This window comes from Octadecabacter arcticus 238 (genome assembly GCF_000155735.2).
GTDB lineage: Bacteria > Pseudomonadota > Alphaproteobacteria > Rhodobacterales > Rhodobacteraceae > Octadecabacter > Octadecabacter arcticus.
On record NC_020908.1, the window covers coordinates 1458519 to 1480934 of the forward strand.

General features: G+C 53.3%; 17 protein-coding genes, 2 tRNA genes and 4 pseudogenes. 19 read left to right on the top strand and 4 right to left on the bottom strand.

Going from position 1 to position 22416, the window contains the following annotated elements; all coding sequences use genetic code 11:
• Window positions 1-18 precede the first annotated feature (18 nt).
• From sufC to OA238_RS29895, 8 genes and pseudogenes are all read left to right on the top strand, one after another.
• Complete coding sequence (gene sufC, locus OA238_RS07630; protein ID WP_044036461.1) at window positions 19-774, top strand: Fe-S cluster assembly ATPase SufC; 756 nt, start codon at window positions 19-21, stop codon at window positions 772-774.
• Window positions 774-2075 carry a SufB/SufD family protein gene (locus tag OA238_RS07635; protein ID WP_015494750.1) on the top strand — a complete coding sequence of 434 codons (1302 nt, stop codon included), beginning with the start codon at window positions 774-776 and terminating at the stop codon, window positions 2073-2075. The genes sufC and OA238_RS07635 overlap by 1 nt, the downstream gene beginning before the upstream one ends.
• Window positions 2075-2560 (top strand): hypothetical protein, encoded by a 486-nt coding sequence (locus tag OA238_RS07640; protein WP_015494751.1) that lies wholly within the window; start codon window positions 2075-2077, stop codon window positions 2558-2560. The genes OA238_RS07635 and OA238_RS07640 overlap by 1 nt, the downstream gene beginning before the upstream one ends.
• On the top strand, window positions 2560-3177 hold the full coding sequence (locus OA238_RS07645; RefSeq protein WP_044036463.1) for a YIP1 family protein: 618 nt from the start codon (window positions 2560-2562) through the stop codon (window positions 3175-3177). Before OA238_RS07640 ends, OA238_RS07645 begins: the two co-directional genes overlap by 1 nt.
• Window positions 3174-4397 carry a cysteine desulfurase gene (locus OA238_RS07650; RefSeq protein ID WP_015494753.1) on the top strand — a complete coding sequence of 408 codons (1224 nt, stop codon included), beginning with the start codon at window positions 3174-3176 and terminating at the stop codon, window positions 4395-4397. Before OA238_RS07645 ends, OA238_RS07650 begins: the two co-directional genes overlap by 4 nt.
• A 65-nt stretch (window positions 4398-4462) precedes the next feature.
• Window positions 4463-4539 (top strand) — tRNA-Arg (locus OA238_RS07655).
• A 656-nt stretch (window positions 4540-5195) separates the two neighbouring features.
• Window positions 5196-6131, top strand: a complete 936-nt coding sequence (locus OA238_RS07665; protein ID WP_083906867.1) for an IS110 family RNA-guided transposase — start codon at window positions 5196-5198, stop codon at window positions 6129-6131.
• A 51-nt stretch (window positions 6132-6182) separates the two neighbouring features.
• Window positions 6183-7391, top strand: a pseudogene (locus tag OA238_RS29895) (IS3 family transposase).
• 138 nt (window positions 7392-7529) lie between these two features.
• Here OA238_RS29895 and OA238_RS33590 read toward each other — a convergent pair.
• Together OA238_RS33590 and OA238_RS33595 are read right to left on the bottom strand one after the other, a co-directional pair.
• Window positions 7530-8336 (bottom strand): IS66 family transposase, encoded by an 807-nt coding sequence (locus OA238_RS33590; RefSeq protein ID WP_051076422.1) that lies wholly within the window; start codon window positions 8334-8336, stop codon window positions 7530-7532.
• Window positions 8337-8945, bottom strand: a complete 609-nt coding sequence (locus OA238_RS33595) for a DUF6444 domain-containing protein (RefSeq protein WP_051076423.1) — start codon at window positions 8943-8945, stop codon at window positions 8337-8339. It abuts the gene before it with no gap.
• A gap of 241 nt (window positions 8946-9186) precedes the next feature.
• Between OA238_RS33595 and OA238_RS07685 the strand changes: the two genes are divergently transcribed.
• The gene (locus OA238_RS07685) at window positions 9187-10209 is read left to right on the top strand and encodes an IS30 family transposase (RefSeq protein ID WP_015494757.1); all 1023 of its coding nucleotides are present in this window, start codon (window positions 9187-9189) and stop codon (window positions 10207-10209) included.
• A gap of 229 nt (window positions 10210-10438) precedes the next feature.
• A pseudogene (locus OA238_RS29900) lies at window positions 10439-10794 on the top strand (transposase); the annotation flags it as partial.
• Window positions 10795-10835: 41 nt separating this feature from the next.
• Here the strand turns inward: OA238_RS29900 and OA238_RS29905 are convergent.
• A pseudogene (locus OA238_RS29905) lies at window positions 10836-12327 on the bottom strand (IS3 family transposase).
• Window positions 12328-12402: 75 nt separating this feature from the next.
• On the opposite strand from OA238_RS29905, the pseudogene OA238_RS07700 reads away from it, so the two are divergent.
• Window positions 12403-12840: pseudogene (locus tag OA238_RS07700) on the top strand (IS5 family transposase); the annotation flags it as partial.
• A gap of 443 nt (window positions 12841-13283) precedes the next feature.
• Here OA238_RS07700 and OA238_RS07705 read toward each other — a convergent pair.
• Window positions 13284-14105, bottom strand: a complete 822-nt coding sequence (locus OA238_RS07705) for a DUF2059 domain-containing protein (protein ID WP_015494761.1) — start codon at window positions 14103-14105, stop codon at window positions 13284-13286.
• Window positions 14106-14249: 144 nt separating this feature from the next.
• Here OA238_RS07705 and OA238_RS07710 point away from each other — a divergent pair.
• The 8 genes from OA238_RS07710 (at window position 14250) to OA238_RS28810 (ending at window position 22380) form a co-directional block, all read left to right on the top strand.
• Window positions 14250-14339: transfer RNA gene (locus OA238_RS07710), tRNA-Ser, on the top strand.
• Between the two features lie 123 nt (window positions 14340-14462).
• Window positions 14463-16073, top strand: coding sequence for a DUF6538 domain-containing protein (locus OA238_RS07715; protein ID WP_015494762.1), 1611 nt, complete (start codon window positions 14463-14465; stop codon window positions 16071-16073).
• Window positions 16074-16626: 553 nt separating this feature from the next.
• Window positions 16627-16995: a transposase gene (locus OA238_RS07720; protein WP_015494727.1), complete on the top strand. Its 369-nt coding sequence runs from the start codon at window positions 16627-16629 to the stop codon at window positions 16993-16995.
• On the top strand, window positions 16992-17339 hold the full coding sequence (gene tnpB / locus OA238_RS07725) for an IS66 family insertion sequence element accessory protein TnpB (RefSeq protein WP_015494763.1): 348 nt from the start codon (window positions 16992-16994) through the stop codon (window positions 17337-17339). The genes OA238_RS07720 and tnpB overlap by 4 nt, the downstream gene beginning before the upstream one ends.
• A gap of 219 nt (window positions 17340-17558) precedes the next feature.
• Window positions 17559-19103 (top strand): IS66 family transposase, encoded by a 1545-nt coding sequence (tnpC, locus tag OA238_RS07730; protein WP_420806492.1) that lies wholly within the window; start codon window positions 17559-17561, stop codon window positions 19101-19103.
• A 527-nt stretch (window positions 19104-19630) separates the two neighbouring features.
• Window positions 19631-19834 carry a gas vesicle structural protein GvpA gene (gvpA, locus tag OA238_RS07735; protein WP_015494765.1) on the top strand — a complete coding sequence of 68 codons (204 nt, stop codon included), beginning with the start codon at window positions 19631-19633 and terminating at the stop codon, window positions 19832-19834.
• A gap of 92 nt (window positions 19835-19926) precedes the next feature.
• On the top strand, window positions 19927-20304 hold the full coding sequence (locus OA238_RS07740) for a hypothetical protein (protein ID WP_015494766.1): 378 nt from the start codon (window positions 19927-19929) through the stop codon (window positions 20302-20304).
• A 636-nt stretch (window positions 20305-20940) separates the two neighbouring features.
• Window positions 20941-22380 (top strand): DUF723 domain-containing protein, encoded by a 1440-nt coding sequence (locus OA238_RS28810; protein ID WP_144055858.1) that lies wholly within the window; start codon window positions 20941-20943, stop codon window positions 22378-22380.
• Window positions 22381-22416 lie beyond the last annotated feature (36 nt).

A 22416-nucleotide genomic window follows, 5' to 3' on the forward strand; every position in this document is an offset into this window, starting at 1 on the left:
CTATGGAAAGAGAATAAAATGCTAGTAATCAAAGACTTACACGTCAAACTTGAAGATGAAGACAAGCAGATTCTGAAAGGTGTAAACCTGACGGTTGAAGCGGGCAAAGTGCACGCGATTATGGGGCCAAACGGGTCCGGTAAATCGACGCTGTCTTACGTATTGTCCGGCAAGGGCGGCTATGAAGTCACGCAAGGGTCCGCCACGCTTGAGGGCGAAGAACTGTTGGACATGGACGCCGAAGAGCGCGCCGCTGCTGGTTTGTTCTTGGCGTTCCAATACCCCGTTGAAATCCCGGGTGTTGGCAACATGACGTTCCTGCGCACCGCGGTGAACGCACAGCGCAAAGCGCGCGGTGAAGATGAAATGTCTGCGGGCGAATTCCTCAAGGTGATCCGCGCCAAGGCGAAGACGCTGAAGATTGACGCAGAAATGTTGAAGCGTCCGGTCAATGTGGGCTTTTCGGGTGGCGAAAAGAAGCGCAACGAAATCCTGCAAATGGCGATGCTGGAACCAAAAATGTGCATTTTGGATGAGACCGATTCCGGTCTTGATGTGGATGCGATGAAACTGGTGGCTGAGGGCGTGAACGCGCTGCGCAGTGAAGGTCGTGGATTTTTGGTTATCACGCATTATCAACGGCTTCTGGACCATATCAAACCCGATGTCGTGCACATCATGTCCGATGGCCGTATCGTCAAAACCGGCGGGCCTGAACTGGCTTTGGAAATTGAAAACAACGGCTATGGCGACATCCTCGCAGAGGTGGCTTAATGGCACTGCCACAGAAAATAATACAAGCAAAGCATGACGCCACAGACGTACGGCTGGCACAGTTTGACCTGCCGGACGGCGCGGCGTGGATCACCGAGGCGCGCACCGCTGCGGTTAACCGTGTGAAGACAATGGGCCTACCACATGGGCGTGACGAATATTGGAAATTCACCAAACCCGATTCCTTTGTGCAGCCCGTTGCGCCTAAAGCGGCGTTATTTGACAATGACGAAGGCCCGCTTTGGGACGACACAGACCGTCTGAAGATTGTCTTTGTTGATGGTGTTTTTGATGCGGTTGCATCGGATGACTTTTCCGGTGAGGGACTTGTGATCGAGCGGCTTTGCAACGCCGCGAGCAAGGACATCCATTGGGCTAAGGACCTCTACGGGGTGTTGGAGATTCGCGGGCAAGACGCGGTTCAGCGGCCTTTGGCTGCGCTGAATACGGCGTTTGCAACGGATGGCGTGCTGATCCATGTGACGGGTAAAGTGACCAGGCCTGTAAATCTGATTTACCTCCATAAATCAGATAGTTCCGATGTTATCTTGCATCATTGCATTAAGATCGAAGATGGCGCTGAAATAACCCTTTTGGAGACTGGCCCCGGGGCTGCGCGCCTCAACACGGTCATGGAGGTAGAGGTTGCTGATAAGGCGGCGTTCCACCACGTCCGTGTGCAGGGGCGCGACCATGAGCGCCGCGCCGTGACAGGTATGTTCACGCGCCTTGGCCATGAGAGCGCGTTCAAGTCTTTCACTTTGACGATGAACGGGGTACTCACGCGCAACGAATGTGTGATTGAATTGACCGGCGATAATGCCATTGCCCATGTGGCAGGGGCTTGCGTTGGCGATGGCAAAGATTTCCATCAAGACGACACGGTGTTTATCACCCATGACTCGTTGAATTGCGAAAGCCGTCAGGTATTCAAAAAGGTGTTGCGCAACGGTGCGACTGGCGTTTTCCAAGGCAAGATTCTTGTAAAGAAGGGCGCGCAGAAGACAGATGGCTATCAAATCAGCCAAGCGTTGCTGCTTGATGATGACAGCCAATTCCTCGCCAAGCCAGAGCTTGAGATTTATGCTGATGACGTTGCGTGTTCGCACGGCTCGACCACAGGCGCGATTGACGAAGACTCGTTGTTTTATCTGCAGTCGCGCGGTGTCCCAAAGGCGCAGGCGACCGACCTACTGGTCCTTGCGTTCTTGGCCGAAGCCTTGCAGGAAATCGAAAATTCTACGCTGGCAGAGGGCATCTTTGAACGCCTTGAAGCTTGGCTGGCGCGTCACGGTCACTGATGCCGGTTGCTCGTGATATTGTCCGGACCTACAGCGCCCCGCGTCGTGTGACGCGGGCGCTGTATTCGATGGGGCAACGCGAAGATCGCGCGATCATGTGGCTGATGATCGGCTGCTTTATGATGTTCACTTCACGGCTGCCAGCGCTGCAACGCAACGCAGTCGGAACTGGCACGGATTTTCGGCAGGATACGATTTATGCCCTCTTTTCATGGCTAATCTTGGCGCCGCTGCTGTTTTACGCCATTGCGTTCATTCTGTTTGGTGTGACACGCGCGGTGCGCCCCTCAGCAACTGCGTATGGCGCACGGTTGGCGGTGTTTTGGGGCTGGCTGGCTGCGACACCATTGGCCCTGTTTTACGGGTTACTTGTCGGCTTTAACGGGCTTAACCACCCTGGAACCGTGCTGGTTGGCGCGATTTGGTTGGCCGCGTTGATTTGGTTCTGGATCAACGGCCTTATTGAGACATCGAAAGCAATCTGATGGACCTAACACTGACAAGCCTTTGGCATTGGACGAAACTGACGGTGCGCGCCCCTGCGACGGCGTCCGCACTGGTGAGGGCGGCGAAGTTGCCGATTGAGGTGTCGATCATGATGATCGCGCTTGCTGGGATTGTATCTGGCGTGTCATCGGGGTTTCTGGACTATCTGAGCGGCGCGCCGCCCGTGGAATTTCTGATGGCGGACGGGCAAACGCTGTCGTTTGATCGCAGCGGCCCGCTGATGCAGGCCATTTATGCCGTGGGCACCGGACTGGCGCTGCCCTATGCGATTTTTCAGGTTGGCAAACGCATGGGTGGCAAGGGCGGTCTCGCCGATATCATGGCTGTGACGGCGGTGCTGCAACTGGTGATGACGGTGATCTTGCTGGCGCAAACAGTCGCGCTGTTGGTGGTGCCGGTGCTTGGGTTTGGCTTTTTGGTTTTCGGGCTCTATGTCTTCTTTCGTGGCTTGGGCCACGCAGTCAATATTGGTCATGGTTTCAATAGTTTGGGATTGTCGACAGGCGTGATCGCGCTGTCGTTCGTAGCCATAGTGATAATGGCGTTTTTGGTTGTTTCGGTGTTCGGCATCGGCCCCGTGGGAGAATTGAGATGAGCTTTGATGTTGCGGCCGTCCGCGCCGATTTTCCGATTTTGTCGCGTGAGGTGAATGGCAAACCGTTGGTGTACCTCGATTCCGGTGCATCGGCGCAAAAGCCGAACTGTGTTATTGACGCGATCAACACGGCCTATGCGTTTGAATACGCCAATGTGCACCGTGGTCTGCATTACCTGAGCAGTGTGGCGACCGAAAAATACGAGGGTGTGCGCGCAACCGTTGCCAAGTTCCTTGGGGCGCGGGACGAAAACACCATCGTGCTGAATTCCGGCACGACCGAAGGAATCAACATGGTCGCTTATGCTTGGGCGATGAACACCATGTCCGACGGGGATGAGATTATTCTGTCCGTCATGGAACACCACGCTAACATCGTGCCTTGGCATTTCCTGCGCGAACGCATGGGTGTCAAATTGGTTTGGGTGGATGTCGACGCCAATGGTGATCTGGACCCGCAAAAAGTGCTGGATGCCATCACTCCGCGCACCAAACTGATCGCGGTAACGCATTTGTCCAACGTGTTGGGCACGGTTGTGGACGTCAAAACCATTTGCCACGGCGCGCGGGAACGTGGTGTTGCGACGCTGATTGATGGATCACAAGCCGCCGTGCATATGCCGGTCAATGTCGAAGATATCAGTTGTGATTTTTACCCGATAACTGGCCATAAACTTTATGGGCCATCAGGGTCCGGCGCGATCTATGTTCGGCCTGAACGCATGGCTGAGATGCGCCCGTTTATGGGTGGCGGCGACATGATCCGCGAAGTCCACAAAGACGAGATCATTTACAACGACGCGCCGATGAAATTTGAGGCGGGAACCCCCGGCATTGTGCAAACGATCGGGTTAGGGGTGGCGCTTGAGTATATGATGGGGCTGGGGATGGACAACATCGCCGCCCATGAGCGCACGCTGCGCGATTATGCCCGCAGCAAGCTTGACGGGTTGAACTGGCTGAACGTGCAGGGCACATCTGCTGATAAGGCAGCAATCTTTAGCTTCACACTTGAAGGCGCTGCCCATGCCCATGACATTTCAACAGTGCTGGACAAAAAGGGTGTCGCGGTGCGGGCGGGTCAACATTGCACCGGCCCCTTGATGGACCACCTTGGCCAGACCGCCACTTGCCGAGCATCTTTTGCAATGTACAACACCACCGAGGATGTTGATGCCTTGATCGACGCGCTGGAACTGTGCCACAGGCTGTTCGCCTGATCCTGCGCTTTTGAGGGCACATCAACGTTGCACGCCGCCGCAAGGGACGCTATAGCGGCCAAAGCGGTCCCATAGCTCAGCTGGATAGAGTGCTCGCCTCCGAAGCGAGAGGTCGCTGGTTCGAATCCAGCTGGGACCACCATTTCCAAGCCCTCTGTTTACAAAGGTTTTATTCCTTGTAACGATGGACACGAAAACATTTGAAAAGCTGCTTGTCACACTCTGGTCACACCAAGAGGAGCTTTGACATGGCTGCATTCAGGAAACGTAACAATAAATGGCAGGCGCAGATCCGGATCAAAGGACAAGCGCCTCGTACGAAATCCTTCATTACAAAAAGAGATGCCGAAAGCTGGGCTCGAAAAGTCGAGGCAGAACTAGAGGCCTCCGCTGTACGGATTGATCCACGCGCGTTGGAGCGCTCCACTGTTTGCGATCTTCTTGAACGGTATCGAAAAGAAGTGACCGTAGCAAAGCGTGGTGCTGCCTCTGAGAACACGCGCCTTGATGGCTTCCTTCGACAGGCATTGGCAAACAAACCCCGATCAAGAGTGACACCACAGGTGTTGGACCTGTCGCGGTTTGATGCCGCTTGTCTTATGAATATCCCAGCTTTTGTGCGAAACAAGAGCCACCGATCAGCATTCTAGAGTGCTGATCGGTGGTGGTGGTTGGATCGGCAAACCCTTGGTTTTTGAGGACCGTAAACGAGTAGGATCAACCATCACCTTCGCCAAAGGCCTGAACGGCTACAGAGCGGCACAAAGCCCTCTAGGACAAGCATAGGATATGACGAAGATGACAGATGATACCATTGGGATCGATATTTCCAAAGCCACTTTGGACATTCACCGGCTAAGCGACGGGAAGACGATGTCGTTTAGCAATTGCCCTGTAGGATTTAAGGCGCTTTCCAGGTTCTGCGCAAAGACGGCAGTGGCACGCGTTGTTTATGAAGCAACAGGTGCCTATCACAGCGGGCTTGAACGCGCTTTGGGCGCACATTTGCCATTGGTAAAGGTGAACCCTTTGCAGGCGCGCCGGTTTGCACAAGCCCAAGGCTTGCGCGCAAAAACAGACGCTGTTGATGCCAAAATGCTGGCAGACATGGGGAATGCATTTGCATTAGAACCGGATGAGCCAGCAGCTGAAATTCAACACGATCTGAAAGAGTTACGCTCATTTCGGTCAGGATTGATCAAGGATAGAACCGGCATCATGAGCCGAATGAAAACTCAAACCCTGTCCATCACGCGCCGCCAAAGCAAAGCCCGTTTGGCTCAGGTAGATAAGCAAATCGCTGAAATCAATGCTGAAATTGAACGCTTGATAAACTCCAGCGATAAACTGGCGCACTCGATGAAAATCCTCCGCTCCATTCCAGGCGTCGGCGCTATCTGTGCTGCCACCATTTTGATAGAGATGCCCGAGATCGGGAGTATGGACCGGAAGCAGGTGGCCAGTTTGACTGGCCTAGCCCCGATGACGCGTCAATCGGGGCAATGGCGCGGGAAATCATTCATTCAGGGTGGGCGGAAAATAGTGAGGGATGCACTCTACATGCCGGCCTTGGTAGCGATGCGACACAACCCAGACTTCAAGGCTAAGTATCAAGCCCTGATCAAAGCAGGAAAGCCCCCCAAAGTCGCCATAACGGCACTCATGCGAAAGCTCATCGAACTCGCCAACGCTCTCATCAAAGCAGATCGAAATTGGGTGACAAAGGGGGCTTGATCAAGACGGATACTCCTTTGATAGCATTTACTGCAACAAAGGAGATGAACTATGAGACTGACCCGAACGGACGAATTCCGTAAAGATGCGGTGCGTATCGCGCTGACCAGTGGGCTAACGCGTAAGCAGGTGGCCGATGATCTTGGTGTCGGAATGTCGACGCTGAACAAGTGGATCACGGCACACCGAGACACCGACGTTGTATCGAAATAGGATTTAGGCCTCGCCCAAGAGAATGACCGGCTTCGACGTGAGATACTTTTACCTGACAGCACATGCTTGCATGTGTGAGAGGGCGCATTCTCAAGGAGGAGCGGGACATCCTAAAAAAAGCCACTCAGTTCTTCGCGGGTCTAAAGCAATGAGATTTAGATTCATCGAAGAACACGCAGATCGTTTTCCAGCGAACCGATTGTGCAAAGTCGTCGGGGTTAGTTCTCGCGGTTTGCGCGCATTCCGCAATCGACCAGCCAGCCGCAGGCAACGATCTGATATGGTGACATTGGCGCACATCAAAGAACAGTTCCGCCTCAGTCTTGGCAGCTATGCACTGCACGGCAGGGTATTGCGCAGCAATGTCCCGAGAGTGGCAGGCCCCGTATGACCGAAGAACTGAAAGAGATTGGTCTGAACGTCGGGCACCGTCGCGTGGGCCGTTTGATGCGCCAGAACGGTATCTCTGTAGTTAGAACGCGCAAACACAAGGTAACGACGGACAGTAACCACAAGTTCAACATCGCCCCGAACCTTCTGGATCGCAACTTCTCAACAGATCAGCCAAACAAGAAATGGGCAGGTGACATTACCTATATCTGGACCCGCGAAGGCTGGCTGTATCTTGCGGTGATCCTGGACTTACATTCACGCCGTGTCATTGGTTGGGCCGTCAGCAATCGGATGAAGCGTGACCTTGCGATCCGAGCACTGGAAATGGCAATCGCCTTCAGGGCACGGTCCAAAGGATGCATCCATCATACGGATCGCGGCAGCCAATACTGTTCCCATGATTACCAGAAGATCCTGCGCCAACATGATTTTAAAGTGTCGATGAGCGGCAAGGGAAATTGCTATAACAACGCCGCCTTTGAAACGTTCTTCAAAACCATCAAGGCCGAACTGATCTGGCGAGACACATGGAACACACGCAGACACGCTGAGATGGCGATCTTCGAATACATCAACGGCTTCTACAATCCGCGTCGCCGCCACTCAGCACTGGGCTGGAAAAGCCCCGTCGCTTTCGAACGCAAGGTGGCTTAAACGAGCACTTGGGGCGGCACTAAAGCGGGACAGGTCCAATCTTAGATTCCCATTACAATTATCCAATCAATTATTTGACAAATAGCGTAACTCCCAAGGACCCCATCGGATATCGGGTTTTGTGTTGCCCTTGCGACGTTAGAGCCGAGCGATGATCTGTTGTGGTGATAGGGTGAGTGTTTCGAGGATATTGCCCCCGTGTTTTCTGACCGTCGAGATGACGGATCTGATGTCAGCGAAGATCTGCGCGCCCTCGAGGGTGCGGAAAGTTCCCGAGATTTTCATGCGCAACTTCATCATGCGCAGGTCCCGTTCGGCCTGATTGTTGGTGAAGGGAACTGTGAAGTCCGTAAGGAACCTTAGGACGTCATCACGGTAGTCGCGCAAGCGGACCAGAAGGTTATGGCCTGGCCGCCTGGCTTTTCGGCCTCGCGCACCAGTGCGTCTAGCCAGTGGGTCTTGTCGCTCATGGAAGGCGAGGCTCTCGGTGAGGATCGCCATGTATTTGGTGAGGATGCCGTGGTGAACCGACGTGGGGAGTTCGGTCTCGCCTCGCCCCTGAGCCGCGCACTTGAGCTGATTGGCGCTGTTGAGCAGCACGCTCATCGCGCACGCCCACGGCTCCTTTTCGATTTCTTCGATGGCCTTGAGTTCCCGTAAATGATGCGCCCCGCACAGGGCGTGCGCGTCCACCCCACTCATATGGGCGTAATAGGACTTCCAGTGGTCATGAACAATTGTCCCGCCGGTCAGGAAGGATGGAACAGCACCGCGCTTGGCGCTGATGCGATAATGCGTGAAGGCGAGATCGCTGATTGAGTGCAGCCAGTGCAGCTTACCAGCAACACGAAGTCCGGTCTCATCCAGATGCCGAACGCCGCCTTCATTGAGCCGGGCCAGAATGTGTTCGACGACGCCACCCAAGGTACGCGCTGTGCCGTTCACTCAGTTGGTCACGCTGGCCGCGCATAGGCTGGTGGCACCAAACAAATCACGCAGGAGTTGGCAGACCCGATCCTCGGGGATCAGCTGCTGAACATTGCAGTAGACCGCCGCCGCCCGAATGCGCTTACCGTATTGCACGTGTGCATTCACGCCATCGGGAAAGGTGGCTGTCGTCGTGGCTCGGCAATGGCCACAACAATAAATCGCTGCCTGATGCTCTGTGACCTCCAGACGCGGCACCGGTATGTCATAAACCTGACGCCTCTCCACCGCCTTGATCATCCCAGCCGTCAAGCCATGCTGACAGGTGCCACAGGCCTCAGCCTCATGTCGCTCCACAAAGTCAGGCGTTGCTGTCTGACGTAGGGTGTCGCCTCGGTGGCCAACTTGGCCACCACTTTTCTTACCCGACTTACCACGCAGGCTACGCGGTACCGGCTTCTTCAACCCATCACTCGAAGGCGGCTTGCTGCTATTACTGCTGTTCTTGGCCAACTGACGCCGCAGATCCGCATTCTCTTGCGCCATGCTCGCCAACGCGGCTTCCAACTCGGCGATCCTGCGCAGAGCCGTGGCAAGGAGTTGTTCAAGAGCAGTAACTTGGTCCATTCCACCAATGATTCAGAGAAATCGTCACAGCGCCACGAAATTCAGACCACAACAGAAAATTCATGCGCCTAATGGCCAAGGAGACTCACATCAAAACTGACAAAAACCCGTTATCGGCTGGGGTGTTTGGGAGTTACAAAATAGCTTTATCAGACAAAAAAACCAATTAATAAAGCAGTACACTGCTTAGGCTCAAGTTTCAAATGCAACACTCAGAGCCCTTTGGGCATAGGATGTTGTGATGGACATACGAAGCAAGCACCTCAGCAGCGAGGACCGTGGCGTGATATTAGCCGAGCATAATAGGGGCAGCAGTCAGCGGTTGATCGGCCAGCTTTTGCATCGCCCGGCGAGCACGATCTGCCGTGAGCTGGCGCGAGGTCGGCAGGAAGACGGCAGCTATTGCCCGCAAGCGGCGCGGCAGGCCTATGATGCCCGGCGTGCGCGCTGCCGCCGCGAGCGCAAGCTTGTGGAGGGGAGCGATCTTTATCGTTTTGTTCATGGCAAGCTCGTACATCTGCACTGGTCGCCTGAGCAGATTGCGCAGAGACTGCGTCTCATGAAGCCTGATGATCCATCCGCCCATGTGAGCCATGAGACCATCTATGCCGCGATTTACGCGCAGCCACGTGGTGGGCTGAAGGCGGCGATGATCGAGGCGTTGCGTCAAGCGAAGCCTAAGCGTGGGCTCAAGCGCAGGACAGCGGCGGGCAGTGCTATGGTCCCGGAATCATTGCGCATTATCAATCGCCCTGAAGAGATCGAAGCGCGACTGGTACCAGGCCATTGGGAGGGCGACCTCATCAAGGGCGCATTCAATCGCTCGTCAGTGGGGACCTTGGTCGAGCGCAAGACACGCTTTGTCATTCTTTGCAAAATGGACGGCAATGGGGCCGAGGCCGCGCTCGACAGCTTCACCCGCCAGATGAGACGACTACCCGCTGCTTTGCGCAAGAGCATGACCTACGACCGCGGCTCCGAAATGGCCTGCCACCCCGAACTCGCCAGACGGTTGAAGATCGATATCTGGTTCTGCGATCCGCATGCGCCTTGGCAGCGTGGCAGCAACGAGAACACCAACGGACTGCTGCGTCAGTACATGCCCAAAGGAACTGACCTGAACGGTGCAAGCCAAACATGGCTGAACGACGTTGCAAACCTGATGAACAACCGCCCGAGAAAAACTCTCGGTTGGAGAACACCCGCTGAAGCCATGGCCGACGAAATCGCGGCCTTCAAATCAACCGTTGCACTTGATGTTTGAATCCAAGCTGTTATGGCAATAAATGCAGGATTTCCACTATATGACGCATACCAAGCCATTAAAACCCCCAATACGGGTATCCAAAGCGTCGAAAAAAATTCCGCCTTCATTTTAAATCCCCAACTCACTGATAGTTGATAACAATCGCCTCTACTAGGGTCAGGACCCATTAATTGATTGAGTTTGTCGCGTTGTGGTGATTCATAGTCTTCAATTGTAGGGGGATATTATGAGCAATTTGTATTGGCTGACTGAGGCGCAGATGGAGCGTCTCCGGCCGTACTTTCCAAAGAGCCGAGGTCGTGCTCGTGTGGATGACCGTCGTGTTTTGAGTGGCATTATCTTCATCAATCGCAATGGTTTAAGGTGGTGTGATGCACCTTCCGAGTATGGACCGCCGAAGACGCTATATAATCGATGGAAGCGCTGGAGTGATATGGGCATATTTGCCCAAATCTTGATGGGGCTGGCCGAGCAGGCCCCCGACAACAAAACCATCTCAATCCCCTCTCATCGAAACTGCGTTTCGACTGCCGGGCAGTGGACGCCACCTACCTCAAAGCACATCGTACGGCCGCCAGCCTGCCGGAACGTGTCAACGACTTTGAGACAGTGGCTTTTGGACTTTAGGCTTGGGTTTCTTCGGTTGGTTTTGGTGGGTTGATCCAGACGGCGGTCGGGATTTGAGGCGGTTTTGGTGGTTTGTGTACGAAGCGTTCGGGCGTGGCGAGGAATGCCGCGTCTAGTGTTGCTTGTCGCGCGGTGTAGATTTCTTGGGCCTGCCCAAAATGGATTTGGTCGGGCGTCATCAGACCAATCCCGGCGTGATGATGGTCTTGGTTATACCATGCAAAGAACCTGCGGCAGAATGCGCGAGCCTGCTCGATGGTTTCAAAGTTCTTGGGGAACTCTGGCTGATATTTCAGTGTTTTGAAGTGGGCTTCGGAGAACGGGTTGTCGTTTGAGGTGTGGGGCCGACTGTGGGACTTGAGCACACCAAGATCAACCAGCATCAGGGCTGTCGTCTTTGCCTTCATGGGCCCACCGCGATCTGCATGCAATGTCAGCTGATCGCGTGGAACCTCGTGTTTTTCCATCGCGTCGATGAACAGCTCTTTGAACTGGCTGGCGCTCTCCGCGTGCTCGACGCGCCAGCCAACAACGCGGCGGCTGAAGATGTCGAGGATGACATAGAGATAGAAGTAGGACCATTTCACCGGGCCCCTCAGCTTGGTGATGTCCCAAGACCAGACCTGATTGGGGGCTTCAGCTAGAAGTTCAGGCTTTTGATAGACGGGATGTGTGCTCTGTCGGCGGCGTTCGCCAACTTCGCCCTGCGCGGCCAATATCCGTTACATCGTGCGGATTGAACACAGATAGGTGCCTTCATCCAGCAAGGTGGCAAAGACCTCTGTGGGCGTCTGATCCGCAAAGCGGGGTTCGCGCAGGTGTGCAATACCTGGTCTCTTTCTCTTTCCGGCAGAGCCCGCGAAGACGCTGCGCGCGGTGGGCGTGTGCGTGGTGGTGCCGTCAGCGCCGCACGCTGTCGAAGAACGCTCGCGCGCGATAATGATAGCGCGGCGCAGACAGCCGAGGTCAAGCCGCTGCCGGTGGGCAATGCAATCGCGACGGCCATCATGATTTGCCGCTGCGCTCTTGCGTCTGCTCCATCTCGTCCAGAAGTCCCGCCACTTTTTTTTGGATGGCAATGATGGCTTCCGCCTGATCCAGACGGCGCCGCAAGGCTGTCACCTCACGGTTGGCCTTGGCTAGCTCAGCTTGCAATGGATTGGCAGGTGCCTTTTGTGGGCCACAGCGCATTGGCTGCAATGCACCCAATGTGCCGGCCGTCCGCGCACGGCGCCAATCGGTCAGTGCAGAGGAATAAAGCCCCTCCCGCCGTAGAATGGCGGAAACCCCGCCAGTGTCTGCCACTTGGTCCGTCTCATCCAGAATGCGCAGTTTGTATTTGGCTGTGAAGTTGCGTCGCTTCGGGATGCTCGTCAGTTCCGCTGTGGGAGCCAACGGCGCATTAACAACGCGGGGAGGCGACGTTGGGGCCAAAACGGCTCCAGATCCAGCATCTGGCGAAAGTGGTGATTGTGAAGGCATAACCATGGGTTCGTTCTCCTACGCCCTCAAGTGTAAACTTTAGCCAGTCAATTGTCTCACGCTTATTGGCACGGAGGGGCGGTTAAAAAAGGGGGGCGAGGACGCCTGATCGGGTTGACCAAGGGCGGTATGAATACAAAGCTACATGCTGTCACAGACACCAGCGGACGACCAATCCGCCTCTTCATCACAGCAGGACAAGTCAGTGATTACACTGGTGCAGCCGCCTTGATGAATAATCTGCCTGAGGCTGACTGGCTCCTCGCTGACAGAGGGTACGATGCTGATTGGTTCCGTGAAACCCTTGTAGACAAGGGCACAACGCCCTGCATCCCCGGTCGCAAGTCGCGCAAAAAGACCGTCAAGTACGACAAGCGCCGTTACAAACGACGCAACCGTATCGAGAGAATGTTCGGAAGGCTCAAAGATTGGCGCCGCGTCGCAACTCGCTACGACAGATCACCAACAGTCTTCGTCTCCGCAATCGCTCTCGCCACAACCGTCATATTTTGGTTATGAGTCCTGAGCCTACGTGACGTAGTTAATAGTAAAAGGCACTCGAGGTAATAACACTCGGTTAGGTTTCAAACAGAATCTTCATTTTCCATCACTCAACCTCAACTTTTTCAAACGTAATGGAGAACCCCTGCATTGCCCAAAAAACAAGAAGCATTACAGCGAAAACCAATATTTCAGTAGGGGTCAGCTTCCATTGTCTTTGGATTAGACCATTCTTTAGGCCCGCCGCAGATAAAAAAAGTTCCACATTTTCATGGTTTTCCTAAATTTTAAACTCCATTCAGCTCTCCGCATCACAATCAAGCTAAACGCCTCCTTCAATGCCGCCACACCTCTCAAGCAAGCATCAACGCTGCCCTTGATCAAGCTGCGTCTTTTGCCTCGGCCTTGGCGTTTCGGGCGTTGATCATGTCCTGATAGGCCCACGGCATGAGGTCGCGTCGCTAAAGTTCCTGCATCGTCATTTCATTGGCAGCGGCACGGCCCAAGGAGTGGCTGATCCCTGTAAACAAGCGATCAAAACTCTCAAACATCGCGCGGTTTATTTCACCGCCCGCCTCCGTTTCCGAAAACGCAATATAGGCCTGCAAATCCGCATCAGCGAGAGGTTGGTATGCCATAAACAGGAACGAATAAATCCATTCGGTCGTGCTCTCGCTGATCTCTTGTTCCTGGCTCCAGACATCTGACAGGATTTGCTCTTCGCTCAACGCGCCATCAAAAGCACGGCCATCCACAAGCCCGCCATAAAACGCGAGGTTTGAATTCAGCGCGCCCTCTACGTTGGTTTCAATCAAGTTGTTAATGTCGACAAATTCACCGACCAATGCGATGCGCGGGTCGCCGTCCGCCGACGCAATCGCTGCCGCCTCCTTGGCGGCTTCTTCGACGGCGTCATCCAGCAATGCGCGCCGCGCGCTGACCTCAAGTCCGACAATCATCTGGCCTTGCTCGGAGCCGAAGAAGCCAATCAGCGGTGCCAGATCAGCCTCTTCCAAAGACGTCATAAAGTCTGTGCGAACCATGCCTTCCATCATGTCGTAGTCATAAATCCGTTCTACCGTGGCAGCCCATTCCGCTGTGGGTGGCCCGCCAAACAGGTCTTGGCCGATGGTATCGCCGTAACTGACCCCCTCTTCGCGCATGATCTCGATAATATCAGGCAGCATGAGCAGATCAAACAGCACATCCGTCTCGCTCTCCTGTGCCATCGCTGGCATGGCGAGGGTGGCGACGGTGGCAAGTGTTGCAAAACGCATAAACATAGGGGGCCTCTCTTTCTTAACTCCTTAGGAATAGGCATGGTGGTCGGTATTTCCAAGGGGCAGCACAGGGCGCGCACGCGATTGTCACCGAATGCCCTTGCGCGATGTGGTTTGTCAGATTATCAGGCCGACGATCGCAGTCGCGGAGAGGTGGCGGAGTGGTCGAACGTGGCGGTCTCGAAAACCGTTGAGGGTGCAAGCCTTCCCAGGGTTCGAATCCCTGTCTCTCCGCCAATAATCACAGCATGGCACTAAAACCCCATATTTCCTTGGCTTTATAGTATTCAGAGTTGACGGCTTCCAGATTGAACCCCAAGATGGACCCCAAATTGGACCCCATTTTGCTATAGGTTAAGCATGGTTTCTCGTATTTACAAAGCACACAAGATGCACTTCAGGAAGAAAAAATGGTATGCTTCCGTTAGCGTACCGCCTGAGGTTAGACACCTGCATTCAGAACCTAGGCTAAGGTTATCTACTGGCACGAGTGACAAGACCACAGCAGGAATATTGGCTCGTGACAAAGTCGTCCCACTTATACACCGCAGGATAGACGCACTTTTTGATAAACTGGACCCGTTTGTCGAAGGTTTACGAGACATTCTTGAAAATGAGGGGGCAGATGTCAGCCAGTGGTATCATGACGGATGCATCAAACTAAAAGTTAGTGGCGACAAGACCACTTTAAGCGCGATATCTGGTGGGATCAAATTTAAGGCTAATGGAAGAGCTTTAACCGTCGTTGAGCAGTGGAAGGCTACTAATTATAAAGACTTAGCTATGATGGTAACAGGTCTAGGATATGCTGTTCCAGAACGGTTATTGACCGCGCTACCCCGAGACTTAATGCAAGAGATATACGATACCGCCAAGCCAACAGGTGCCCCGCCTAGTGTGATGGGAAAACTTTATAAAGAAATCACAGGCTTGTTGGGGGACGAGGATGGCCAAAGGGCGCTTCAGATGATGCCAAGCACAATTACAAGGATTAATATCCAGTCCGCCAAGACACTTATGCCAATGTTTATCGACTGGTCTGAACGCTACATTAAAGAAAAAAAGCGTAAAGACAGCATTGACGTACACACCAAACGTAAGAAAGCCTGTGCGATGTTTCTTCTAGTTTGCGGGAACAAGCCACTGGATGAGTACGACGCCGTTCATATGATCGAGATGGCACGTTATATGGATCATGATACCAATGGTCGCCAATGGGCCAAAGCAACAATCAAAAATTACGTGTCTTACGTCAAACAGGCCTTTGATTACGCAGGGTCTAGCCGAAACGACTTAGGAAAGGTCGTTCTGACAGCGCATCCATTCCATAACATGCAGGAAATTAAGAGCTACGGAAGCGAGGGTAAGCCATATTTGCCCTTAACCAGTGAGGAACTTACTTCCTTATTTAGCAGCAAAATGGAACCACAAGAACGTCTTTTGTTAGCCGTCTTAGTGACAACAGGCATGAGATTGGATGAGGCGGCGCTAATGATCTGGGAGCGTATTACTCTTCAAAATGGGGTCTTGTGCTTCTCGTTAGTGGACCATGTAGCTGACGAAGCCGTAAGGGTCAAAAATGTAGGCTCACGGCGCTACATCCCTGTTCCCGATGTAATCAAATCTATGCTTGGCAATGGTGGTACAGGCCGCCTTTTTAACTACCGCATAGACACTGAAGGTAAATCAGAGAACGCCGCGTCTAAGTCACTTATGCCAATCATTCGCCAAGTCACCTCCCACCCCCAGAAGGCAGTGCACAGCCTTAGAGGGACATTCATTGATCTAGTGCGCGAACTTGGTGACGTTGATAGTGAGGACAGAAAGTTCATCACTGGTCACAAACAAGGCGATGTTGGAGGAGATGGCTATGGTGAAGGTCCTTCTATGAAAAAGCGCCTTCATATCATCAACAAAGTTGAGCACCCTTGGTTGACCTCAGCCTTTGCGAACAGCCCACACAAACCCTAGGTCATCCAAACTCTGGCGTTGCTCTCCAGACAATGCCTCTTCGGCTGCACGTTGTTTGCTAATCTCTCTGTTCTTGAACGTTGAATGTTAACCTTAGGAGCCGCTTTAAGCATCTCTCAGTGATGGTTGCTGCGGTAGGCAGTTGGAAGTCCTTAAAGTCACTCAGAGACGCTCCCTGTGGCTCTCAGATACCTCTGAATTACCGCATGGCGTCACTTACACCCGACACATCAACCTAGGGTGGCCCTGAGGGGCTCTGTGGGCATCATACAGTGCATGTAGGGTATTTTCTAGATCAACGTCAGCAAATGAGACTTACGCGCTTCTACGGGGCTAATATCTGGGGGCAAAACCTTTTTCTTATGTTGCCGCGCGAGGGGCATACCTAGCTGAGGCAAATCGTTTGGCTGTGATGGCTAGGGTCCCACGGCTTAAAAGTGTCAACTTCTCATTGGCCGTAAACATACAGGGAACCCCCTCTTTTTTTGGCATGATCTAAGGTGCGATTATTGCGCGAAGCTGGCGATATGGCTGGCGCGATATGAGGATTTTGATGATGAACAAGACTAGGCGTGGCCGAGGTTCCAAATACACGGATGATTTCAAGCGACAGCTTGTAGCGGAAAGCCACACTGCTGGCGTGAGTGTTCCAATGGTTGCCAAGAAGCACGGTGTGGGCACCAACCGGATTTATGCATGGCGCAGCGATGGGCGGTTTCAGCCTGACAAATCAGATATAGGCCAGTTCACCCCCGTAGAGATTGCCGATGCGGGTATGGTGGACACGCCTGCGTCATCCGGCACCAGCATCTTACCTGTCCCCCATATTGAGATCACACTTGAGAACGGTCGCAAGCTGAGCGTGAGCGACGGGGTTGATGCTGGCTTTGTGCTGGAACTGGCGCGAGGACTTGCAGCATGATCCCTGTTTTGGGGGATGCGAAGATCTGGCTTGCCGCAGGAGTTACGGATATGCGGCGCGGCTTCAACGGGCTGGCGGCGCAGACCGCGCAGGTTCTTGCAGCTGACCCTTACGCGGGGCATCTATTTTTGTTCCGTGGCCGTCGTGGCGATCAGATCAAGATGATCTGGTGGGATAGTCAGGGCGCGTGCCTGTTTACCAAACGGCTTGAACGTGGACGGTTCGTATGGCCCTCAGTCAAGGAAGGTAAAGTCAGCCTAAGCCGCGCACAGCTTGCGATGCTGATGGAAGGCATAGACTGGCGTATTCTCAAGAAGACATGGCGTCCAAGTATGGTTGGATAGCTGTATGTTTTATAGGACTTCTTGCCTTTGTGGGATTCCCATGATGCCCGAGATTTGGTATGTAATGGCATGAGTAAGACCCCTCCAAATCTGACTAATCTGCCCCCTGAAGTACAGGCATACGTTGCCGCGCAAACAGCGGAATTGTCAGAGCTGAAGCAAGCGTTTCTCGGGTCATCCCTTGGCCATGCGACGGTACAAAAACGCCTCAAGGATGAGATGGCATCAGTGGACGCCGCCCTGAGTGCCGAGCGCACCGCTCATGCGCGGGCCATCCAGAACCGAGACACCATCATCGCCGATCTGCGCCTGCAACTCCACGGTCACAACAAGCACCGCTTTGGCTCAAAGTCGGAAAGCAGTGCACAGCTGGCGCTTGAGTTGATCCTTGAAGAACTTGAGATCGAACAAGCCGTTGAGACAGATGATGAACCCTCTGACGCTGAGGCCAAGCCGCCCCGCACACCGCGCAAGCGCAAACCTTTCCCAAAGGGGCTGAAGCGTGTCCAAAAGACCATCACCCCCAGTGATGCTTGCACCGACTGTGGCGGCAGCTTCAAAGTGCTTGGAACGGATGTGATGGAGGAGTTGGAATATGTCCCGGGACATTACATCGTGAACCAAATTGGCCGCCCGCGTCTGGCCTGCACCTGTTGTGAGGCCGTTGTTCAGGCTGAGATGCCAAGCCGACCCATTCCGAAGAGCTTTGTCGGCCCCGCGCTGATGGCCCACATCCTGTGCTGTAAATACGGCTATCATCTGCCGCTGTATCGCCAGAGCCAGATGTTTGCCAACGAGGGCATTGATCTGAGTGGATCGCTCATGGCGGGATGGGTCGGCAAATGCACCAAACTGCTGGAGCGCGTCTCAGATGCAATCCGCGATCACGTCTTTGAGGCGCAGGCGATCTTCATGGATGACACAACGGTCAAGCTGCTCCAGAAGGGCAATGGCAAAGGAAAGAATAAGACCAAAACCGCGCGACTGTGGGTCTATGCCCGAAAAGAAGACACTTGGGCCAGCGGAGCTCCACCTGCGGTGTGGTACCAGTTCTCCACCAGCCGTGAGGCGGAGCATCCCAGCAAGCATCTCGAAAGCTATGAAGGCTACGCCCATGCGGATGCCTATGCTGGGTATAATGACGCCTACCGCACGGGGCGGGTCAAAGAGATGGCATGCATGGCCCATGTGCGGCGTGAGTTCTTTGACCTTTATGAAAGCACAAAGCTGCCCGTGGCGGGCGAAGCCGTGCTGCGGATTAAAAAGCTCTATGATGTTGAGACACAAGCGCGGTTCCTGCCCCCTGCGGAACGCGTGGCCCTGCGTCAGGAATACGCCAAGCCGATCTTTGATGACCTGGAAGTCTGGCTTAAAGAGCAACTGGGCAAGATCTCTAGCAAGACGCCGCTGGCCAAGGCGATCAAATATGCACTGGCGCGCCTGCCAAAGGCACGGCCCTATCTTGATCACGGCTTTCTTGAGCTGGACAACAACACAGCCGAGCGCGCAGTGCGCCCTGTGGCCGTGGGACGCAAAAACTATCTCTTCATGGGATCAGAAGCAGGCGGCAAATCTGCAGCAATTGCTTATACGTTGATAGAGACCGCCAAGATGAACAAAGTGAATCCCGAAGCCTGGCTCGCATGGGTGCTGGAACGCATCCAGGACCATCAAGCAAACCGTATCAACGATCTCATGCCGTGGGCCTATCAGGACATGATCGATGCTAAAAACGCCGAGGCCGAGGCAAAAGACGCAGCTTGATCAAGGGCAGCGTTGATGCTTACTAATAGTATGTAGTTTTATAACCTGTAATAGTATCCAGATTCTCAGCGCTTGTACGGTCATGAGCGTAGAGATTACTTGGCGACTGACTGGCTCTTTTCCTTTGGAGCACGTGGATTTCCTTAATTCACAAAGTCAGTCGCCGCCTTCTCCCCCCACAACAAAAACCAACTACCTAAGCAGCTTGCTGCGCATTTTATATCCCATTGGCTTAATCGCTGATGGGCATTTTTTATTTCCATTAGAGAGGGAAACGCATGGCTACCGCCCACGCCAAAGGAAAATTGCTTGACTATCTGAAAAACAGCACTACTGGCTTGGCCGCATGACCAAAAACCCTCAAATACCTGATTTGACAATAACTTTTGACAATAAATCTTGACGGGCCGCGACTCATTGTGCAATTTTAACGTAGAGCAATATTGCTCGCAGAGACCTCTGCATCCCCCCCCCAACCAAAGGTAAGTTTCGCTGAGGTCTCTTAAAAAGACCAAGGAGATCTATAAATGGCCGTAAGTAAAATGAATTCTTCTAGCAGCCTTGCAGAAGTTGTTGACCGCATTTTGGACAAAGGCGTTGTTATCGACGCTTGGGTCCGTGTATCACTTGTAGGCATCGAGTTGATCGCAGTTGAAGCTCGTGTTGTTATTGCAGGTGTCGACACCTACCTGAAATATGCTGAGGCTGTTGGCCTAACCGCCGAAGCATAAGCGCTTTCTGACGCTAAACAAGGAAGTCGGCGCCGTGACGGTGTCGGACTTCCTTGTTTTAACATTCAAAAATCAGATGGGAATTTATCGAAATGACACTAACAGCAGAAATGTCGAGACTGACCCTTGTTTTTGCGAACTCTCGCTCGAAAAGACAGACCGAAATAGGTCTGATGAATGCCGCTCTTAAACGGCAAATCAAAGATGGCCGCGTATCAGCAAAGCTGACCTCGAAGACACTTTTTGATGCGATTGAGCATGATCTCAAGGCGATCTCGCGTGATGTGGCTGCAAATCGTAAAGCGGCCTCAAGCCTAATTAAGATTTTTAGCACCGGGCGCCACGCCGAGGCAAAATTGCTTCGTGCGAAACTTGATGCTGACCGTAAGCATTTGGCGGTTACTGTGAAAAATATCATTGATGGTTTGGAGCTCGATCGTCTAGGCGCGCGACAAGTAGTGCGCAGCTGAGCAGTAGCACGCAAAATTAAAGTCGCCCCAGCCAAGACTGAAGCGCCAGCTGCTGTGGCCAAAAGTGACGCAGCAAAAATAGCAACGGTGCCAGCTTCCACACACGTTGCAAAAGCGGATGTCCCCGCAATGCCAAGCAGCTCGGTGGCCCCCAGCTCCAGGCCCGCCGCAAAAAAACCAACTGCGAAATCAGCCGTCAGCTTGGCACCGGCCTTTGGCGCAGCGAAAGTCACGCCAACACCACCGGCGGCGCAGGTTTCTAAACCCAGAGACACTAATTAATGAAGCCCTGAAACCTTAAATTCAGGTGCGTCAAAAGAGAGAGCTAAGTAGCCGTGGGGTGCATTTGCACCTTTCTGGAGCGTAGTGAATAGAATGCAGTTTATCACTTTTCTAAGAGTTAGTGCGGATCACCTGGGCCAAAGTGGCTTGAGGCTGAATGACCATTAACTGCTTACGTTCAACACGGTTACCATTGGCCCTCAATCACCACAGCGGTAACTTATCAACCTTAATCCAGAGCATTTTTGCTTCGGCGTTTTGTCAGTCACGCCACTCGCTCTGATTAGTTGGCAAAGAGGAACCAAATACCTTCAGGCTGTGGCAGTGAGGCCGCCGTATCTGTATGCTCGTCTCATGTCTAAGAAAATGACCACCGAGGAGTTCTTGATCCGCGCTGAAGAGATTCATGGTGAACTCTATGATTACTCTTACGTTGAATATCTCAATACCGGCACCCCAGTGCGCATCATTTGCCCGAAGCATGGGGAGTTTATGTGTTCGCCTAGGAACCATCTTCGACCTGAAAAACCTCGCGGTTGCCCGAAGTGCGGACGTGAGAGGCAGATTAAATTCGCGACTAAACCGTTTGATGAGTTTGTGTCTGTGGCAAAGAAAATTCACGACGGAAGGTATCAATACATTCCTGAGACCTACGCCAATGCAAGGTCAAACATGACCATGATCTGCGCGGAACATGGAGAATTTCGCCAATCTCCAGATAGCCACCTTCGTGGGGCAGGCTGTCCAACTTGCGCAGGGGAGACTCGAGCAAAGAAATACCGAGACAGTCACGCTAGTGCCGTTGCGCAACTCGTAGCATCCCAATCCGATGGGAAGGTGATGCTTGATGCGACCAGTTACAGAGGTCAGAATGCGGACGCGCTTTTTAACTGCAAGCAGCATGGAAACTTCGAGCGCCGTGTAATCCTCGCGCTACAGACAACACATCCATGTCCAGAATGCTTGCAAATTGCACTGGACACATTTCCACAGGAAGCCGACAGCCTAAAGGCAGAAGTGCTTTCGGCTTTGGGGGAGAATTACACGGTTGAGCCCTTTGAGTTCGATGGGCGGGGCACAAAGATGACGCTTCAATGTGAAGACCCAGAACACCCTCCATTCGCGCGGATCATTAGTAGTACCTTCCGGCTTCGCGGGTGCCCTGTGTGTGGAAAACAGAGCGCCTTACGCCACCGACAAGAAGCCCTAGCGCGATTGGCGAAAGCAACCCGTAATGATCGTTTTGACGTCTGGCGTGCAGAGGCTTTAGAAATTCATGGCACCAAGTTTGACTATTCAGAAGTGGAGTATCGTCGGGCGAGGGAGAAGGTGAAAATAGGCTGCCCTGTTCATGGTCCGTTCTGGCAGGCACCGGCTGACCACCTTAATGGAGGGTGCCGGAAATGTGCTGATGAGGATCAGAAAGGGGCGTATTCCAAGTTGTTTTTTCAGAGGAACCAAGCAGCAGGACTACAACCTGCACTTCTTTACTATCTTGGTTTTCATTTCGACGAGGTTTCGTTTTTTAAGGTGGGAGTAACGATCAACGATGTTGCAAAGCGCCATGCAATGCTCAACACGCTTTCTGGTCTGGAGTTCGATACCTTGGCCGAAGGCCCAATGACATTGTTGGAGGCATACGAAGCCGAACAGTACATTCAAACAGAACACGGCGACAATTCTCGTGGTCAACTTCCCTTTTCAAAGGAAGTGCAAAGGAGGATTCGGATAGGCCACACAGAGTGCTTCTTCGAACCGCTATCCAAATCATTGCTCGAAAAGTACTTCGTTTGAACGCCCTACTTAATGGTAAGCGCAGCTTAAACCCCA

What these genes read in the sequence shown, in the direction of transcription:
- OA238_RS07635 (WP_015494750.1), top strand. Translation starts at nt 774, where the DNA reads ATGGCACTGCCACAGAAAATAATACAAGCAAAGCATGACGCCACAGAC.
- OA238_RS28810 (WP_144055858.1), top strand. Translation starts at nt 20,941, where the DNA reads ATGTCTAAGAAAATGACCACCGAGGAGTTCTTGATCCGCGCTGAAGAG.
- OA238_RS07665 (WP_083906867.1), top strand. Translation starts at nt 5,196, where the DNA reads ATGACAGATGATACCATTGGGATCGATATTTCCAAAGCCACTTTGGAC.
- sufC (WP_044036461.1), top strand. Translation starts at nt 19, where the DNA reads ATGCTAGTAATCAAAGACTTACACGTCAAACTTGAAGATGAAGACAAG.
- OA238_RS07705 (WP_015494761.1), bottom strand. Translation starts at nt 14,105, where the DNA reads ATGTTTATGCGTTTTGCAACACTTGCCACCGTCGCCACCCTCGCCATG.
- gvpA (WP_015494765.1), top strand. Translation starts at nt 19,631, where the DNA reads ATGGCCGTAAGTAAAATGAATTCTTCTAGCAGCCTTGCAGAAGTTGTT.
- OA238_RS07640 (WP_015494751.1), top strand. Translation starts at nt 2,075, where the DNA reads ATGCCGGTTGCTCGTGATATTGTCCGGACCTACAGCGCCCCGCGTCGT.
- OA238_RS07720 (WP_015494727.1), top strand. Translation starts at nt 16,627, where the DNA reads ATGATGAACAAGACTAGGCGTGGCCGAGGTTCCAAATACACGGATGAT.
- OA238_RS07645 (WP_044036463.1), top strand. Translation starts at nt 2,560, where the DNA reads ATGGACCTAACACTGACAAGCCTTTGGCATTGGACGAAACTGACGGTG.
- OA238_RS07685 (WP_015494757.1), top strand. Translation starts at nt 9,187, where the DNA reads ATGGACATACGAAGCAAGCACCTCAGCAGCGAGGACCGTGGCGTGATA.
- OA238_RS07715 (WP_015494762.1), top strand. Translation starts at nt 14,463, where the DNA reads ATGGTTTCTCGTATTTACAAAGCACACAAGATGCACTTCAGGAAGAAA.
- OA238_RS33595 (WP_051076423.1), bottom strand. Translation starts at nt 8,945, where the DNA reads ATGGACCAAGTTACTGCTCTTGAACAACTCCTTGCCACGGCTCTGCGC.
- OA238_RS07740 (WP_015494766.1), top strand. Translation starts at nt 19,927, where the DNA reads ATGACACTAACAGCAGAAATGTCGAGACTGACCCTTGTTTTTGCGAAC.
- tnpC (WP_420806492.1), top strand. Translation starts at nt 17,559, where the DNA reads ATGGCATCAGTGGACGCCGCCCTGAGTGCCGAGCGCACCGCTCATGCG.
- tnpB (WP_015494763.1), top strand. Translation starts at nt 16,992, where the DNA reads ATGATCCCTGTTTTGGGGGATGCGAAGATCTGGCTTGCCGCAGGAGTT.
- OA238_RS07650 (WP_015494753.1), top strand. Translation starts at nt 3,174, where the DNA reads ATGAGCTTTGATGTTGCGGCCGTCCGCGCCGATTTTCCGATTTTGTCG.